At 62.0% G+C, this 15,712-nt stretch carries 18 protein-coding genes; 11 read left to right on the top strand and 7 right to left on the bottom strand.

All coding sequences use genetic code 11. From position 1 onward, the window contains the following. Nucleotides 1-3: 3 nt before the first annotated feature. From OH720_RS12060 to OH720_RS12050, 3 genes are all read right to left on the bottom strand, one after another. Nucleotides 4-771: an HvfC family RiPP maturation protein gene (locus OH720_RS12060; RefSeq protein ID WP_272605787.1), complete on the bottom strand. Its 768-nt coding sequence runs from the start codon at nt 769-771 to the stop codon at nt 4-6. Beyond that, nucleotides 764-1,603 carry an HvfB family MNIO-type RiPP peptide maturase gene (locus tag OH720_RS12055; RefSeq protein ID WP_272605786.1) on the bottom strand — a complete coding sequence of 280 codons (840 nt, stop codon included), beginning with the start codon at nt 1,601-1,603 and terminating at the stop codon, nt 764-766. The genes OH720_RS12060 and OH720_RS12055 overlap by 8 nt, the downstream gene beginning before the upstream one ends. Nucleotides 1,604-1,747: 144 nt before the next feature. Next, nucleotides 1,748-3,070 carry an acetamidase/formamidase family protein gene (locus OH720_RS12050; protein ID WP_272605785.1) on the bottom strand — a complete coding sequence of 441 codons (1,323 nt, stop codon included), beginning with the start codon at nt 3,068-3,070 and terminating at the stop codon, nt 1,748-1,750. Nucleotides 3,071-3,550: 480 nt separating this feature from the next. Between OH720_RS12050 and OH720_RS12045 the strand changes: the two genes are divergently transcribed. Continuing rightward, entirely contained in the window at nt 3,551-4,597 is a 1,047-nt protein-coding gene (locus OH720_RS12045) for a class I SAM-dependent methyltransferase (RefSeq protein WP_272605784.1), read from the top strand. Nucleotides 4,598-4,753: 156 nt separating this feature from the next. After that, a complete protein-coding gene (locus OH720_RS12040) occupies nt 4,754-5,596 on the top strand; it encodes an NAD-dependent protein deacetylase (protein WP_272605783.1) in 843 nt (280 codons plus the stop codon). 9 nt (nt 5,597-5,605) lie between these two features. On the opposite strand, the gene OH720_RS12035 is transcribed toward OH720_RS12040, so the two are convergent. Beyond that, the gene (locus tag OH720_RS12035) at nt 5,606-6,493 is read right to left on the bottom strand and encodes a LysR family transcriptional regulator (protein ID WP_272605782.1); all 888 of its coding nucleotides are present in this window, start codon (nt 6,491-6,493) and stop codon (nt 5,606-5,608) included. Nucleotides 6,494-6,634: 141 nt separating this feature from the next. Between OH720_RS12035 and OH720_RS12030 the strand changes: the two genes are divergently transcribed. The 3 genes from OH720_RS12030 to OH720_RS12020 are packed head-to-tail and all read left to right on the top strand — an operon-like array spanning nt 6,635 to nt 9,228. After that, nucleotides 6,635-7,333: a CoA transferase subunit A gene (locus tag OH720_RS12030; protein ID WP_008063052.1), complete on the top strand. Its 699-nt coding sequence runs from the start codon at nt 6,635-6,637 to the stop codon at nt 7,331-7,333. Between the two features lie 36 nt (nt 7,334-7,369). Continuing rightward, nucleotides 7,370-8,035 (top strand): CoA transferase subunit B, encoded by a 666-nt coding sequence (locus OH720_RS12025; RefSeq protein WP_008063050.1) that lies wholly within the window; start codon nt 7,370-7,372, stop codon nt 8,033-8,035. Between the two features lie 11 nt (nt 8,036-8,046). Further along, nucleotides 8,047-9,228 (top strand): acetyl-CoA C-acetyltransferase, encoded by a 1,182-nt coding sequence (locus OH720_RS12020; protein ID WP_272605781.1) that lies wholly within the window; start codon nt 8,047-8,049, stop codon nt 9,226-9,228. 205 nt (nt 9,229-9,433) lie between these two features. On the opposite strand, the gene OH720_RS12015 is transcribed toward OH720_RS12020, so the two are convergent. Continuing rightward, the gene (locus OH720_RS12015) at nt 9,434-10,036 is read right to left on the bottom strand and encodes an NADPH-dependent F420 reductase (RefSeq protein ID WP_272605780.1); all 603 of its coding nucleotides are present in this window, start codon (nt 10,034-10,036) and stop codon (nt 9,434-9,436) included. Between the two features lie 24 nt (nt 10,037-10,060). Next, nucleotides 10,061-10,810, bottom strand: coding sequence for a 3-oxoacyl-ACP reductase family protein (locus tag OH720_RS12010; RefSeq protein WP_272605779.1), 750 nt, complete (start codon nt 10,808-10,810; stop codon nt 10,061-10,063). Nucleotides 10,811-10,924: 114 nt separating this feature from the next. Here OH720_RS12010 and OH720_RS12005 point away from each other — a divergent pair, with 114 nt between their 5' ends. The 6 genes from OH720_RS12005 to OH720_RS11980 all read left to right on the top strand — a co-directional run bounded on the left by OH720_RS12005 (nt 10,925) and on the right by OH720_RS11980 (nt 14,900). Then, entirely contained in the window at nt 10,925-11,818 is an 894-nt protein-coding gene (locus tag OH720_RS12005; protein ID WP_272605778.1) for a LysR family transcriptional regulator, read from the top strand. 112 nt (nt 11,819-11,930) lie between these two features. Further along, nucleotides 11,931-12,719 (top strand): hypothetical protein, encoded by a 789-nt coding sequence (locus OH720_RS12000; protein ID WP_272605777.1) that lies wholly within the window; start codon nt 11,931-11,933, stop codon nt 12,717-12,719. A gap of 83 nt (nt 12,720-12,802) precedes the next feature. Beyond that, nucleotides 12,803-13,477, top strand: a complete 675-nt coding sequence (locus OH720_RS11995; RefSeq protein ID WP_272605776.1) for a glutathione S-transferase family protein — start codon at nt 12,803-12,805, stop codon at nt 13,475-13,477. Between the two features lie 297 nt (nt 13,478-13,774). Continuing rightward, nucleotides 13,775-13,966 (top strand): type II toxin-antitoxin system RelB family antitoxin, encoded by a 192-nt coding sequence (relB, locus tag OH720_RS11990; RefSeq protein WP_272606435.1) that lies wholly within the window; start codon nt 13,775-13,777, stop codon nt 13,964-13,966. Then, nucleotides 13,956-14,225, top strand: coding sequence for a type II toxin-antitoxin system RelE/ParE family toxin (locus tag OH720_RS11985; protein WP_272605775.1), 270 nt, complete (start codon nt 13,956-13,958; stop codon nt 14,223-14,225). Before relB ends, OH720_RS11985 begins: the two co-directional genes overlap by 11 nt. 102 nt (nt 14,226-14,327) lie before the next feature. After that, nucleotides 14,328-14,900, top strand: a complete 573-nt coding sequence (locus tag OH720_RS11980; protein WP_272605774.1) for a hypothetical protein — start codon at nt 14,328-14,330, stop codon at nt 14,898-14,900. A gap of 3 nt (nt 14,901-14,903) precedes the next feature. Here OH720_RS11980 and OH720_RS11975 read toward each other — a convergent pair whose 3' ends face one another. Next, on the bottom strand, nt 14,904-15,620 hold the full coding sequence (locus OH720_RS11975; protein WP_008062553.1) for an alpha/beta hydrolase: 717 nt from the start codon (nt 15,618-15,620) through the stop codon (nt 14,904-14,906). Nucleotides 15,621-15,712: the final 92 nt, after the last annotated feature.

Below are 15,712 nucleotides of genomic sequence, written 5' to 3'. Positions count from 1 at the left end.
CGCTCAATGCACCCGATCGGCGATCCCGACTACCGCCTCGGCATGCAACTGCCGCAACAATCCCAGACCGTTGCGCACAAAAGACTCGGTGTCGGCCGCGCCCGCTTCCTGCGCCAGGCCTTGCAGTTGCCCAAGTCCATCGAGTTTCGGGAACTGGTCAATTCTCTGCAACAACCGCCACGCCAACGGGCTCAGTTCGGAAAACTTCACGCTGAAATCCAGGTCCCGACGCACCAACAACAATGTCGGCTGATTCGGCGGTGTATCAGGCTGATAGTGCGGCCCGACCAATTGCACCGGCCAGGCATACGCCAAGGGCCAGGCCAATGGCGAAACCCGCAACGGACGATCGAGCAACAAATCAGCATCGCCGAGGGGCAACGGCTCGTCTTCGGATTGTTGCAGGGCCATTTCCGCCCATTCGTAGTGCGCCAGCTCGATCATGAACGCCGGCCACTTGCCTGCGGCCAGCGCCGGGGGTTCAGAGGCCAGAAAATCAACGAACTCCTCAGCGATTTCGCCGAATTTCGGCGTGTGCGCGCGGTAGTCACGCAGGAAGATGCGCACCAGTTTGCGCCATTGCTCATCGCCGAGAATCTTCACCAATACCGGAAAGGTGCCGCTGATCAAAGAAGACAGGTTGGCGAACATCAGGTCGCGATAAACCTGTGCCCGCGCCGGGTCCATTTCCGGCGGCGGCGCGTAGCGCTCCGGATCACGCAAGTAAAGACCCATGCTGTTTTGCTGTTCGTGCAGCGAGCGCTTAGCCACGGTTCACCTCCTCGGTTTGCAACCGGCGAATGGTCTGCAACTCGGCGACCAGCTCGGAAAACACCGGAAAGTTGAAATCACGCTCGAGCAAGGTCGGTTGCGCGCCGAATCGGGCATAGGCCTGGGCCAGCAACGACCACACCGCCGGCTTGACCGAAGCGCCGTGAGTGTCGATTTTCAAGGTGTCGGACTCATCGAAGTGTCCGGCAATGTGCATGGCCACCACACGGTTCGCATCGATTCCGTCCAGGAAAGCATGCGGGTCAAAACCGTGGTTGATCGAGTTGACGAACACATTGTTGACGTCCAGCAACAGGTCGCAATCGGCTTCGCGCAGCACGGCGTTGGTGAACGTTACTTCGTCCATGTCCTGCTGCGGTGCCGCGTAGTAGGAGACGTTTTCCACCGCCAGGCGGCGGCCGAGAATGTCCTGGGCCTGACGGATGCGCGCGGCGACGTGATGCACCGCTTCTTCGGTAAAGGGCAGCGGCAACAGGTCATACAGGTGACCGTCATCGCTGCAATAGCTCAGGTGCTCGCTGTACAGCGGCACGTTGTGGTGGTCGAGGAAAACCCGCACCTCTTGCAGGAATTCGACATCCAGCGGCGACGGTCCCCCCAGGGACAGGGACAAGCCGTGACAGGACAACGGATGGCGCTCGGCCAGGGTTCGCAGCGCTGCGCCATGGGCACCGCCGATGCCGATCCAGTTCTCCGGCGCGACTTCGAGAAAATCGAAATGGCCTGCCGGCGCGGCCAGCAGGTCCTTGATTAAACCGCGACGCAGGCCGAGCCCGGCGCTGGCCTTGGCTGAAGTGACTTGGGTTTGCATGATGTCGATTCCAAGGGTTGTCAGAACGTCATCACAGTTAATCGAAGGGATGTATCGGGCCTGTGTGGCGTGCCGACGGAAAACAGCAGGGCTTGTATCGGCAGCGGGTCTGTACACATTCTGGTACAAACCCGCCTCCGGGCATTACGCCAGGTCGTACTTCTCGCGAACCAGATGACCGATGCCCATGCGATCGAGCACGTCCATCGGGCACAGGAAGGTCACGCGCACAGTGCCTGGCAGGCGACTGATGTCGATGGAACCGGTGATGGTGGCGCGATTGAGCACTTCGTCATACGGCAGGCCGGTGACATTGGCGGCGCGCTGCAGGCCGTTTTCCACCGCCAGGTTGAGGTTTTCGCCGCTGCCGATGAAGGTGATCGGGCCGCTCTGTTCAACCTCGTGCTGGCCCCAACGCTCGCCCAGTGCGCGGACGCTGGCCCGCTGTTGGGCATTCATGGGCCGCGCCATCGGCGGCAGGTCGTCGAGGTTCTGCAGGAGGATCGGCCCTTCCAGCGTCAGGTTTTTCACCACCTCCACCACCACTACGGTTTCCCCGGAGCAATCGGTGGCATGCCCGGCAATTTCGCCGTTGCCCTGCTGGGCGTGCATGTCGCCCATGTACACACCCGCGCCGGGCACTTTCACCGGGCAGATCAGCACACAGCCTTCGCGGACCGAGTTGGTGTCCATGTGGCCGTCGGTTTTGGCCGCGTGCAGTTCTTCGCGGGTCATGCCGAAACGGTGCGGGGCATTGATCAGGTATTGGCCGAAATCAGCGCAGTTGTGCGAGTCGGGCAAGTCGCGCGAAGGCAGGGTGCCGATGTTGCCGAGGAACGGTCGCATGTGCGCGGCGACGCCGGGGATATCGGCGCGGGCCAGGGACAGGATCGAATGTTGCGCGGCGAATTCCGGCAGCGCCGACATCTCGGACGCTTTGCCGGCCAGTCGGTTGGCGATGTCCTGGTTGACCGTCAGGCTGACCTGGTTCTGCGCGTCGAACACGATCACATAACCATGGCTGAAGCGGAACGCGCTGACTTCGGCGCCACAGTGGTTGCAGCGAATCGCGTCCTCGCCAATGCCTTCGACATGGCTGGCCGGGTGCTCGGTGCCGCACTTGGCGCAGAACTTGGAGACGAACGGATCGCCGTTGTAGCGCCCCTCGACGAAGCTCATAACCCCGGACGAAGTGGCCAGCGACGTGACACGCATGCTTTTGATCTTGATCGCCACCGCATCGCCGATTTGTGCCCCGGCAATGGCCACCGGTTGCGTCACTTCATGGCCGCCCTCGAAAGCGGGCGTGATCATCGGCCCCCAGCAACCTGGCGGCGTCCCGGTGATCAGAGTGCCGCCGTCGGCCAGCGGGCCGAGCATTGGCAGGCTCGGGCCGATGATGCCGTTGGTGTAGCGATCGACCCGCAGGCGATCGACCGGCGTGGCGTTGAGATTGGATTCAGGCATTGTGATCCCCTCGGAGACAGGAGCAAACGGCCGCCTGCTCAGGCGACCTGGGAAAGGGTCTTGGTCGCCACGGTTCAATGGCGCCAAAACGGCCTGATCAGTTCAGCGCAAGTTTGTGTCTGGGCTGTGTTCGTGAGGGGCCTTGAATTGAGGGGGACTGTATCGAGAGGCTGTCTCGATACATTGGGATACATGCACATGCGCTGCCGAACACTGACCCCCTGTAGGAGCGAGCCTGCTCGCGATGGCGTCGTGTCAGGCAACCTCCCATCGAATGATAAAACGCCATCGCGAGCAGGCTCGCTCCTACAGGGGGTCAGTGTCCGGTCTGGGGGATTTTCGTCGCTCCAGGCCACTGCGTACGGCTTGCGAACTAGACTTAATGCACACAGGACCTGCTCGATCTCCTGTTCATTCCCACGACCACCGCCCGGGCGTACAACGCTTCCGGACTGTGATCCTGCAAAAGGAGCACACGTGATGGACGAGGCCAAACTCAATGATTTCATGGGCAAACTGGTAGGTGACATGGGTGGCGCAGCAATGCTCGCCAACGTCATCCTCGGGGAAGAGCTGGGCTTGTACCGGGCCATGGCCGACAGCCAGCCGATCAAGCCCGAAGCCCTCGCCGAGAAGACCGGCTGCAACCCGCGCCTGGTGCGCGAATGGCTCAGCGCCCACGCCGCTTCCGGCTATATGGAACACAGCGACGGTCAATTCCGCCTGCCCGAAGAACAGGCCCTGGCACTGGCCGTCGAAGACTCGCCGGTCTATATCGCCGGCGGCATCGGCGTGGTCGCATCGTTCTTCCATGACAAGGACAAACTGGTCAAGGCCATGCGTGGCGACGGCGGCCTGGCCTGGGGCGATCACCATCCGTGCATGTTCAGCGGCACCGAACGCTTCTTCCGGCCTGGCTACAAGGCGCACCTGATCGCCGAATGGTTGCCGGCCCTGGACGGCGTGGTGGCCAAACTGGAAGAAGGCGCCAAAGTCGCCGACATCGGCTGCGGTCATGGCGCGTCGACGGTGATCATGGCCCAGGCGTACCCGAACTCGCGGTTCGTCGGTTTCGACTACCACGCGCCGTCCGTCACCGTCGCCACCCAGCGCGCCGAGGAAGGTGGCGTGTCCGGCCGCGCTCGGTTCTTCCAGGGTACGGCCAAGAGTTATCCCGGCGACGACTATGACCTGGTCTGCTACTTCGACTGCCTGCACGACATGGGCGACCCGGTGGGCGCGGCCAAGCACGCCTACGATTCGTTGAAACCGGACGGCACGGTATTGCTGGTGGAGCCGTTCGCCAACGATTCGCTGGACGACAACATCACCCCGGTCGGCCGGCTGTTCTACGCCGCCTCGACCTTCATCTGCACGCCCAACTCGCTGTCCCAGGAAGTCGGCCTCGGGCTCGGCGCCCAGGCGGGCGAGGCGCGGTTGCGCAAGGTGTTCAGCGAGGCCGGGTTCTCGAGTTTCCGCCGGGCCACGGAGACGCCGTTCAACCTGATCCTTGAAGCGCGTAAATGAACACCGCGCAAATACTGTAGGAGCACGGCTTGCCGGCGATGGCGCCCTCAAGATCGCTATCGCCGGCAAGCCGTGCTCCTACAAGGGATACATTGCGATCGTAGCCAATGATCGGCAAATGCTAATCTGCTGGCACTCAACCTTGGAGTGCAAAGCGTGCTCGACTCCCTCGTTCATGAACAACTCGATCGCCTCCAGCAGTTCATGGCCGACGAGCCCTTCGCCGTCCTCACTGGCGCCGGTATCAGTACCCCGTCGGGCATTCCGGACTATCGCGACAATCAGGGCGTGCGCCGAGGCCGTCAGCCCATGATGTATCAGGAATTTCTCTCGGCACCCGAATCCCGGCGGCGCTACTGGGCGCGGGCGATGCTCGGCTGGGCGCGAGTGCGCCAGGCGCAACCGAACGTGGCCCACGACACCCTGGCCCGCTTGCAAAGCAATCGACAAATCAGCGGACTCATTACCCAGAACGTCGATACCTTGCACGACCAGGCCGGCAGCCATGACGTGATCGAACTGCATGGCAGCCTGCACCGGGTGTTGTGCCTGGACTGCGGAAAACGCAGCGAGCGCGATTCGATCCAGCATCTGATGGAAGTACAAAACCCCTATCTGGCTGGCGTGGACGCGGTGCAGGCACCGGATGGCGATACGCTGCTGGATCCTGCCTTCGAAGCAAGCTTCCAGGTCCCGCATTGCCCCCACTGCTCTGGCGCGCGGCTGAAGCCGGATGTGGTGTTTTTTGGCGAGAACGTCGCCCAGGAGACGGCCGCCAAAGCGATGACTGCGGTGGAAAAGGCGGCAGGGTTACTGGTGGTGGGCTCGTCGCTGATGGCGTACTCCGCGTTTCGCCTGTGCCGCGCGGTGGTGGATCAGGGCAAGCCATTGCTGGCGATCAACCTGGGCAAGACCCGGGCGGATGACATGCTGGATTTGAAGATCGAGGGGTCGTGCGAGCAGTTGCTGCCGTTGCTGGCACAGCGCCTGGCTCGCTGACCGATCAGGCTAGACCGCAAAATCCTGCGCCTTGAGCACATCAAACAGCGCCTGCGCCGCCGCCGACAGCTCCCCTCCCGGCAAAGTCAGCACCCCGATGGCCCGCTCCACCACTGGGTCGTGCAAGGTGATGCAATGCGCCCCCAGTTCACGCATCTGCCCCGCGCACAGGGCCGGCACCGCGCTCACGCCCAACCCGCTGGCGACCATCCGCCCGACCGTCGCCAGTTGATGGCTTTCAAACTCCACCGGCAGCTTCATGCCCCGGGCCTGCAAATGCTCTTCAAGCATCACCCGCAATGTCGACGGACGCTGCAAGGTGATGAACGGCTCCTTGAGCAACGTCCGCCAGTCGATTTCATCGAGCTCGACCAGCGGTGAATCCTGGGGCACCACCGCCACGAAGCGATCCATGTACAACGGCGTGAATTGCAGCGACGAACTCATGGTCGGCTCGAATGCCACGCCCAGTTCCACCTGGCGATCACGGACCATTTCCAGCACCTGCTCGTTGATCACGTCGTTGACCGTGACGTTGACTTTCGGATAGCGCTCGCGGAATGTCTTGAGGATCGGCGGCAGCAGGTTGCCGGCAAACGACGGCATGGCCGCCAGGGTCACGCGACCGCGCTGCAGGGTGAAGCGCTGACGCATCTCGTCCTCGGCGTTGTCCCAATCGGCGATCAGGCGGCGCGCCAGCGGCACCAGGGATTCGCCTTCGGCGGTCAGCGCCACGTTGCGCGTGTTGCGGGTGAACAAACGCCCGCCCAGGCCCTCTTCCAACGCCTTGATGGTCAGGCTCAGGGCCGATTGCGACAGGTGCAGGCGCTCGCAGGCCACGGCGAAACTCAGGCTCTGGGCCACGGCCAGGAAGGCGCGGATCTGCTTGACTGTCATGGTGGTTGTCTCCAAAGCATTACATTGTTGAGTTTTATCTATCAATCAACATTAAAAATCAACTTAACAAATGAATCCTGTAGCGCGACACTCAATCCCATTCGGCTAGCCAGCCGCCCACAAAGAATAAAAGAGGTGCATATGGCAGGTTTCGACAAGCGCGTGAGTTCCTACGAGGAAGCCCTGGCCGGTCTTGAAGACGGCATGACCGTGATCGCCGGCGGCTTCGGCCTGTGCGGGATTCCGGAGAACCTGATCAACGAGATCAAGCGCAAAGGCACACGCGACCTCACCGTCGTTTCCAACAACTGCGGCGTCGACGGTTTCGGCCTCGGCGTGCTGCTGACCGACCGCCAGATCAGCAAAGTGGTGGCTTCCTACGTCGGCGAAAACAAGCTGTTTGAAGAGCAACTGCTCAAAGGCGAAATCGAAGTCATCCTGACCCCGCAAGGCACCCTCGCTGAAAAAATGCGCGCAGGCGGCGCCGGCATCCCGGCCTTCTTCACCGCCACCGGCGTCGGCACCCCGGTTGCCGACGGCAAGGAAGTGCGCGAATTCCATGGCCGCAAGTACCTGATGGAAGAATCCATCACCGGTGACTTCGCCATCGTCAAAGGCTGGAAAGCCGACCATTTCGGTAACGTGATCTATCGCCACACCGCCCAGAACTTCAACCCGCTGGCCGCCACCGCCGGCAAGATCACCGTGGTCGAAGTCGAAGAAATCGTCGAACCCGGCGAGCTGGACCCGGCGCAGATCCACACCCCTGGCATCTACGTCGACCGGATCATCTGCGGCACGTTCGAGAAGCGCATCGAACAGCGCACCGTACGCAAGTGATCCCCTGCCCCCGGACCGAATGAAGGAATAACAACAATGGCACTTTCCCGCGAACAAATGGCTCAACGCGTCGCCCGCGAAATGCAGGACGGCTTCTACGTGAACCTGGGCATCGGCATTCCGACCCTGGTCGCCAACTACATCCCCGAAGGCATGGAAGTCATGCTGCAATCGGAAAACGGCCTGCTGGGCATGGGTCCGTTCCCGACTGAAGACACCATCGATGCCGACATGATCAACGCCGGCAAGCAAACCGTGACCGCGCGCATCGGCGCGTCGATCTTTTCCTCGGCCGAGTCCTTCGCGATGATCCGCGGTGGCCACGTCGACCTGACCGTGCTGGGCGCCTTCGAAGTCGACGTGCAAGGCAACATCGCCTCGTGGATGATCCCGGGCAAACTGGTCAAGGGCATGGGCGGAGCGATGGACCTGGTGGCCGGCGCAGACAACATCATCGTCATCATGACCCACGCGTCCAAGGATGGTGAGTCCAAGCTGCTGTCCCAATGCAGCCTGCCGCTGACCGGCGCCGGCTGCATCAAGCGCGTGCTGACGGACCTGGCCTACCTGGAAATCGACAACGGCGCGTTCATTCTCAAAGAACGTGCACCGGGCGTCAGCGTCGAAGAAATCGTTGCCAAGACTGCCGGTAAACTGATCGTGCCGGACCACGTACCGGAAATGCAGTTCGGTGACCTGTGAGGAATCAGTCCATGCAAGAAGTCGTCATTGTTGCCGCCACGCGCACCGCGATTGGCAGCTTCCAGGGTTCCCTGGCCAGCGTATCCGCCGTTGACTTGGGCGCTGCGGTGATCCGTCAGCTGCTGGCGCAAACCGGCCTGGACCCTGCGCAAGTCGATGAAGTGATCATGGGCCAGGTACTGACCGCCGGCGCCGGGCAAAACCCTGCGCGCCAGGCAGCCATCAAGGCCGGCCTGCCCTTCGCCGTGCCGGCCATGACCCTGAACAAGGTCTGCGGTTCGGGCCTCAAGGCCCTGCACCTGGGCGCCCAGGCGATCCGTTGCGGCGACGCCGAGGTGATCATCGCCGGTGGCCAGGAAAACATGAGCCTGGCCAACTACGTCATGCCTGGTGCCCGCACCGGCCTGCGCATGGGCAACGCGCCAATCGTCGACACCATGATCAGCGATGGCCTGTGGGATGCGTTCAACGATTACCACATGGGTATCACCGCCGAGAACCTGGCCGAGAAATACAGCCTCAGCCGCGAGCAGCAGGACGCGTTCGCCGCCGCCTCGCAACAGAAAGCCGTGGCCGCCATCGAAGCCGGGCGCTTCGTTGACGAAATCACACCGATCCTGATCCCCCAGCGCAAGGGCGATCCACTGTCCTTCGCCACCGACGAGCAGCCACGGGCCGGCACTACCGCCGAATCCCTGGGCAAGCTCAAGCCGGCCTTCAAGAAGGACGGTTCGGTGACCGCCGGCAACGCTTCGTCGCTCAACGACGGCGCCGCCGCCGTGATCCTGATGAGCGCCGAAAAAGCCAAGGCCCTGGGCCTGCCGGTGCTGGCGAAAATCGCTGCCTACGCCAACGCGGGCGTCGATCCGGCAATCATGGGCATCGGCCCGGTGTCGGCCACTCGCCGTTGCCTGGACAAGGCCCGTTGGTCCATCGACCAGCTTGAGCTGATTGAAGCCAACGAAGCCTTCGCCGCGCAATCCCTGGCCGTGGCCAAGGACCTGGAATGGGACTTGAACAAGGTCAACGTCAACGGCGGCGCCATCGCCCTCGGCCACCCGATCGGTGCCTCAGGTTGCCGCGTACTGGTGACCCTGCTGCATGAAATGATCAAGCGTGACGCCAAAAAAGGCCTTGCCACCCTGTGCATCGGTGGTGGTCAGGGCGTGGCCTTGGCGCTCGAACGGGCTTAAAGCGTTCAACAGACTGCGCGGGGACCCACGAAGAGCCGCGCAGCCTGGAAAAACACCCGGTGTAACTTCGGTTACACCGGGTTTTCTCGTTTCCGTGTAGGAGCGAGCCTGCTCGCGATGGACGTCAACGATGACGCGCGCCGTCTGAATGATCGCGTTGGCTGGACGTTCATCGCGAGCAGGCTCGCTCCTACACAGTGCCGCGTCAGGCGAACTTCACCAGATTCAATGCTGGCAGCGGTCCGCCCGGAAACTGCACCAGCCGCGCACCGACGCTCAACGCCCCAAGATCGATCCCGAAGAACCCCAGCCGTTCGATCAACACCGCCACTTGCGCCCTCGCCTCGGCATCGTCGCCCGAGAAAAACAGCACCCTCCGCCCACCTTCCGCAGTCGGGTCGCTTTCCAGCAAGTGCGCCTGAAGGTGATTGAACGCCTTGACCACCCGCGCACCCGGCACCCATTCGGTAAACACCTCACTGGACATGCGTCCGTGCAGGTCCACTGCCTTGAACGCCGGCGCTTCGATCGAGTTGTTGGCATCGATCACGATCCGCCCGGCAAAATCCGGCAGGCCGGCCAGTGCCGTCGGCAACTTCGACCAGTTCACCGCCACCAGCACGATGGGCTGCGCCGCCGCTTCTTCGCGGGTACCGGCGCGGGCGGTTGGCCCGAGCTCTGCCACCAACGCGGCCAGGCTTCCGGGGCCGCGACTGTTGGCGATGACCACTTCAATGCCTTGACGCGACAGTGCCCGGGCAAAGGCTGCACCGATGGCGCCGGCGCCGATGATTCCAATTGTGCTCATGAGACGTTCCTCGCAATGAGTTGATCAGGCGGTGAAACCACCGTCGGCGATGATGTCGGCAGCGGTAACGAACGCCGCCTCTGGGCTGGAAAGGAAGGCCACGACACTGGCAATGTCCTCGGGCTTTCCATAACGGCCAATGGCGATGCCGGGGCCGACGATTTCGCTGACCGGACCGCCATCGGGGTTCATGTCGGTGTCGGTCGGGCCTGGGTGTACGGTGTTGACCGTGATGCCCCTGGGTCCGAGATCGCGGGCCAGGCTGCGGTTGAACCCGGCGATGGCACCTTTGGTCAGGGTGTAGAGCGATGCGGTCGGGAACGCGGCGTAATGGGTCATCGACGAGCCGATATGGATGATCCGCCCGCCTGCTTTCATGGTGCGCGCCGCCTCCTGGGTGGCGACAAACACGCCGGTGACATTGACCGCGATCATGCGTTGGTAGTCGTCGAAACTGATGTCCTCGATCGGTCCCCCAAGGGCGATACCGGCGTTGTTGACCAGTATGTCGAGGCTGCCGAACGCCTCGACGGTACGCGTCACCGCGCCCCGCACCGCCTGCGGATCACCGGCATCGGCTGCGATCGCCAGGGCACGGCCGCCAGCGCCTTCGATGGCCTGCACCACCTCAAACGCTTTGGCCGGCGATGCGCTGAAGGTGAGTACTACGTTGGCGCCATCGGCTGCCAGACGCTTGGCGATCGCCGCACCGATGGAACGGGAGCCGCCGGTGACCAGCGCGGTTTTTCCTTCAAGTGGAAGTCGGGTTGTCATTGCTGTTTCACTCCGGGGGGTTGGGAATGGAGTGAATACTGCGCTTGCCATTAGGGCGTGATTAGCCGGTAATGCCTTGAATGATTTTCAAGCATTGCTATCAGGTGTTGCTTTATGGAAACCCTCGCCAATCTCGAATCCTTTGTGCGCAGTGCCGAAACCGGAAGCTTCTCGGCAGCCGCCCGCTTGCTCGCGCTCACCCCCGCCGCCGTGAGCCGCAACGTGGCCATACTGGAGCGCAACATCGGCGTTCGCCTGTTCCAGCGCTCGACCCGCAAACTGTCCCTGACCGAAGCCGGGGAACGGTTCCTGGCCAGCATCGGCGGCAACCTGGAGGCGCTGCAAGCGGCGATCAACGCGGTCACTACCGATCGGGGCGAGCCGGCAGGCGTGCTCAAGGTCAGCCTGGCGCCGACGTTCGGCATCGGCCATATCCTGCCACTGCTGCCGGCGTTTCTGGCGCGCTACCCGCTGATACGCCCGGAATGGCATTTCGAAAACCGTGCCGTGGACTTGATCGCCGAAGGTTACGACGCCGCCATCGGCGGTGGCTTCGAGTTGACTCCGGGCGTCGTCTCCCGAACCCTGGCACCCGCCCCCGTGGTGGCCGTCGCCTCACCGGCGTATCTGGCGCAACGCAGCCTGCCCGCCACCCCGGCGGACCTGGCCCGGCACACCGGGATCGTGATGCGCGGCAGCCGCACCGGGCGGATCCGGCAATGGCTCATGCGCGATGGCGCCGGCCATGAAATGCCCGCCAGCCTCAACGAAAGCATCGTACTCAACGACCCCGCCGCCATGCGCGAAGCGGCCATGCTGGGATTGGGCGTGACGCTGCTGGTGCTGTCCGATGTGCAACCGAACATCCAGCGCGGTGAACTGGTGCACTTGTTGCCCGATTGGCAGGGCGATGCCGGGGCGATTTCGCTGTACTACCCGAGCCGCACGCTGATGCCGGCCAAGACCCGGGCGTTCATTGATTTTGTGGTGCAGGCGTTTACCCACTGATGGCCCAGTATTGATACCCTCGGCATTTTGTATACAAACCACGATCAGTTTTAGAGCAAATCACCTCGCAAAATGCTAACGTTGCGGCCACACACAGGTCGGAGAAGTGCGCGTGTTGATGCTCAAACTGCTGGTCATTCCAGGCTTTCTGCTGCTGATCTCCCTGGCTGGTAAACGTTGGGGACCAAGCGTGGCGGGTTGGTTGTCGGGGTTGCCGGTGGTGGTCGGGCCTATTCTGTTGTTCCTCGCCATCGAACAAGGCCAGGCGTTCGCCGCCCAGTCGGCCATGGCAGCGCTGTCGGCGATGTTCGCGATGATTGCCTTCTGCGTGACCTATGCGCAGGTCGCGCAACGGGCAAAATGGCCGCTGGCACTGACAATCTCGCTACTGGTATGGGCTCTGGTTGCCGTGGTCCTGTCGTTGCTCCCGCCGTCGCTGCCGCTCTCGGTGATTGCCGCCGCCACTGCGCTGCTGGCCGCGCCGCACTTGTTCCCGGCAGTGCAGCCGATCGTTTCAGGGCCGGCGCCCAAGTCCGACAAATTGCTGCTGCGAATGGTTGCCGGCGCCTTGCTGACCCTGGCCGTCACCTGGCTCGCCAGCACCGTCGGCGACCGCTGGAGCGGCCTGCTCGCCGTGTTCCCGGTGCTTGGCAGTGTGATGGCGGTGTTCTCCCAGCAAACCCGGGGCCCAGCGTTCACCGCCGCGTTACTGCGGGCGACGGCCACCGGGATGTATTCATTTTCCGCCTTCTGCCTGGTCGTGACGCTGACCTTGCCCAGCATGGGCATGCTGGGTTTCGGTGTTGGCGTCGCAGTCTCGGTGGCCATGCTCGGTGTCACCCGGCGGTTGCTGGCAAAACCCGCTGCTGTGGCAACACGTTCAACAATTTCGAACGAGTAGCGCAACATCCTCGTACGTCAATCGAACAGGTTTGCCCCACCATCAGCCTCAGTTCCAAACCAATCCCGACTGAGGCCTACACCATGAAATTCTTTTTCCATCCTTCGCCGAACCCGATGAAAGTCGCCCTGCTGCTCGAAGAACTGCAAACGCCCTATGAGTTGATCGGCGTCGACACGTTCAAGGGCGAGCAACACCTGCCAGCCTTCCTCGCGATCAACCCGAACGCCAAGGTACCAGCCCTGGTCGATGGCGACGCGACGGTTTTCGACTCCCAGGCCATCCTGCTGCACCTGGCACAAAAGCATCAGCGTTTCCTGCCCGACAGCGCTGCCGGCAACGCCGAACTGCTGTCGTGGCTGATGTTCATCGCCACCGGCCTGTCACCGTTCTCAGGGCAAGCCGTGCATTTCCTGCATCACGCGCCGGAAGACCTGCCCTACGCGAAAAATCGCTATCTCAAGGAAGTCGAACGCCACTATCGCGTGCTCGACCAGCGCCTGGCCGACCATCAATACCTGGCTGGCGACAGCTACAGCATCGCCGACATGGCCCTCTGGGGCTGGGCCAACTACGCACCCTACATCCTCGGCGAAAACGGCTTGGCGGCCTCCCCGAACGTCAAGCGCCTGTTCGATGAAATCAGCGCTCGTCCAGCAGCCCAGCGTGCTCTTGGCCTGAAAGAGAAGCTTGTGCTCAAGGCCGAATTCGACGAAGAAACCCGCCGCAGCCTGTTCCCGCAGAACCAGGCCCAGTAAGCCGTTCCCGACATTCGGAGGTAAGGAACTGGAGGTATGAGCGCGCCCCTCCTGTGGTGACCCGCCGTCACCACAGGGTATCGGCTACTGGTTTTTTGAGATCCCACACGAGGCGACGAAAATCAAAAAATCCAGCATATGTCCTACATGTTTTTCCGGTTGGCCGTCGGACGCCAGGTGATTACGATTTGTCGATGGAGTGAACACCCGTTCTTTGAGGGGATGTACTTCATCCAGACAAAGACGACAACGAGCCATATACCCATTAAACTGCAGGCATCGATCGCGGAGATCACCATGAACGTCCGATTTTCCTCCATAGTTTCAGAATTTGAAACCGCAGAGCAGGCTACCCGCTACGACCGCTGGTTCCGTGCCAAGGTACAGGCATCCCTGGATGATCCGCGCCCAAGCATCCCGCATGATCAAGTGATGGCTGAAATGCGAGCCCTCCTGGAGTCAAAGCGCAACAAGCGCGATGCGGGTTGAGTGGCGTCCCGAGGCACGATCCGATCTGTTGCAAATCCTCAATTACATTGGTGACCGTAATCTCGTAGCGGCTCTGGCGCTCAACCAGGCCATTGAAACGGCTACATCAGCTCTCCCCGAACATCCCTATCTCTATCGATGTGGCCGACTTACCGGTACGCGAGAAATTGTTGTGCATCCCAATTACCTGGTGGTCTATCGGGTGACGGATCAAATCCAGATCCTGAGCGTGTTACATGCCAGGCAGGAATACCCCTGATACCGAAGCTTCAACGACCGTCCGTTAGCCCATGCTGGAACATCTCACAGCCCCCATGGGATGATCGCCCCCCACCGCGCGACCATCCCTGGAGTTTTTCGAATGTCACTGTTGAGTAAAAAAGCCGTTGTCCTGTTGCTGGCAGCGGCTGCCAGCCTGGGGGCTTTGAATGTGCAGGCGGCCAAGGCCCCTGTCAAAGAGACGGTGCAGGGTCAAAAAGTCTCGATGCTCGATGGCAAGTTCACCTTCACCCTGCCCAAGGGTTTCATTGCCAACCCGTTGCCCGCCAGCCCCACCGGCGCAAGCGGCACCATGTACACCAACGAAACCACCAAGACCGTGGTGATCGCCGCGCAAAACAGCCTGCCCGAGGGCGTCAAGGTCAAGGACAACGACGGTGAATTTCTCGACGGCACCGCCGCCGACTTCGACGCGGCGCAACACAAGGCCCTGGCGGACTACAACAAGCTTAGCGAAAAAAGCCTGACCCTGAAGGCGACAGGCCTGGGTGTGCGCCAGGTCGACAGCACCGCCACCCAGGGCGGCGGCATGACCCTCAACACCACGTTGATGGCGGCATCGGGCAACCATATGACCGTGATTCAGGTCATTTCCCGCCCCGGCGACATGGCGGCCCACGAAACCCTGATCAAGCAGATCGTCAGCGGCAAATAAGCTTCAGGGGTTGCGGCGCTGCAGCCAGGCGCTCAAGTCCTGCAGTTCTTCGGCACTGATGCTGTGGCCGACACCCTGGTAGGCGTGGAACTCGGGTTCCAGCGACACGCTTTGCAGCAGGCTGTTGGCCTCGGTGCCATCGCTCAAGGGAAGGCGCTGGTCTGCCGTGCCATGGCCGATGAAAATCGCCAGTGACTGGCGTTTTTCATCCGGCTTGAGCTCGGACCGGAGCACCGGCAGAATCCGCCCGCTCAACGCGGCAATCCCGCCCACCGCCTCGGGATGACGCAGGGCGACTTCGTAGGACATGATCGCGCCCTGGCTGAATCCGACCAGGAATACCTTCTCCGGTTGCGTGTGATATTTCTTCGCCGCCTGTGCGACAAAATCCAGCAACAACTGGCCGCTGGCCTTCAGATCATCGGTCTCGCCGTTGTAGGCACCCTCGCCTTTCTTGCGAAACCACTGGTAACTCCCCTCTTGCATCACCATCGGCGCCCGCACCGACAGGTAGTTGTACTCCCTGGGTAACTCATCCTTGATGCCGAACAGATCCTGCTCGTTACTGCCGTAGCCGTGGAGAAAAATCACCAGCGGCTGCTCGCGGGAGTCGGGGTTGGCCTGCTCCAGGTACTTGAGTGGGAGGTCGGTTTGCAGGGGGGATTGAGCGTGGACAGCGGCGGATGCCAGCAGCGTGAACAGAGCGAGAAACTTCAGCATAAACCTTCCTTCACCGTGCGCAGGGTTCGGGACAGAGCCTAGCACCTTCGTTGGAGCGATTGCGGAATCGGCCTACACCAGACAAGGAAACG

This window comes from Pseudomonas sp. WJP1 (genome assembly GCF_028471945.1).
Classification (GTDB): Bacteria; Pseudomonadota; Gammaproteobacteria; order Pseudomonadales; family Pseudomonadaceae; genus Aquipseudomonas.
This window is presented reverse-complemented; position numbering and strand designations above follow the sequence as displayed.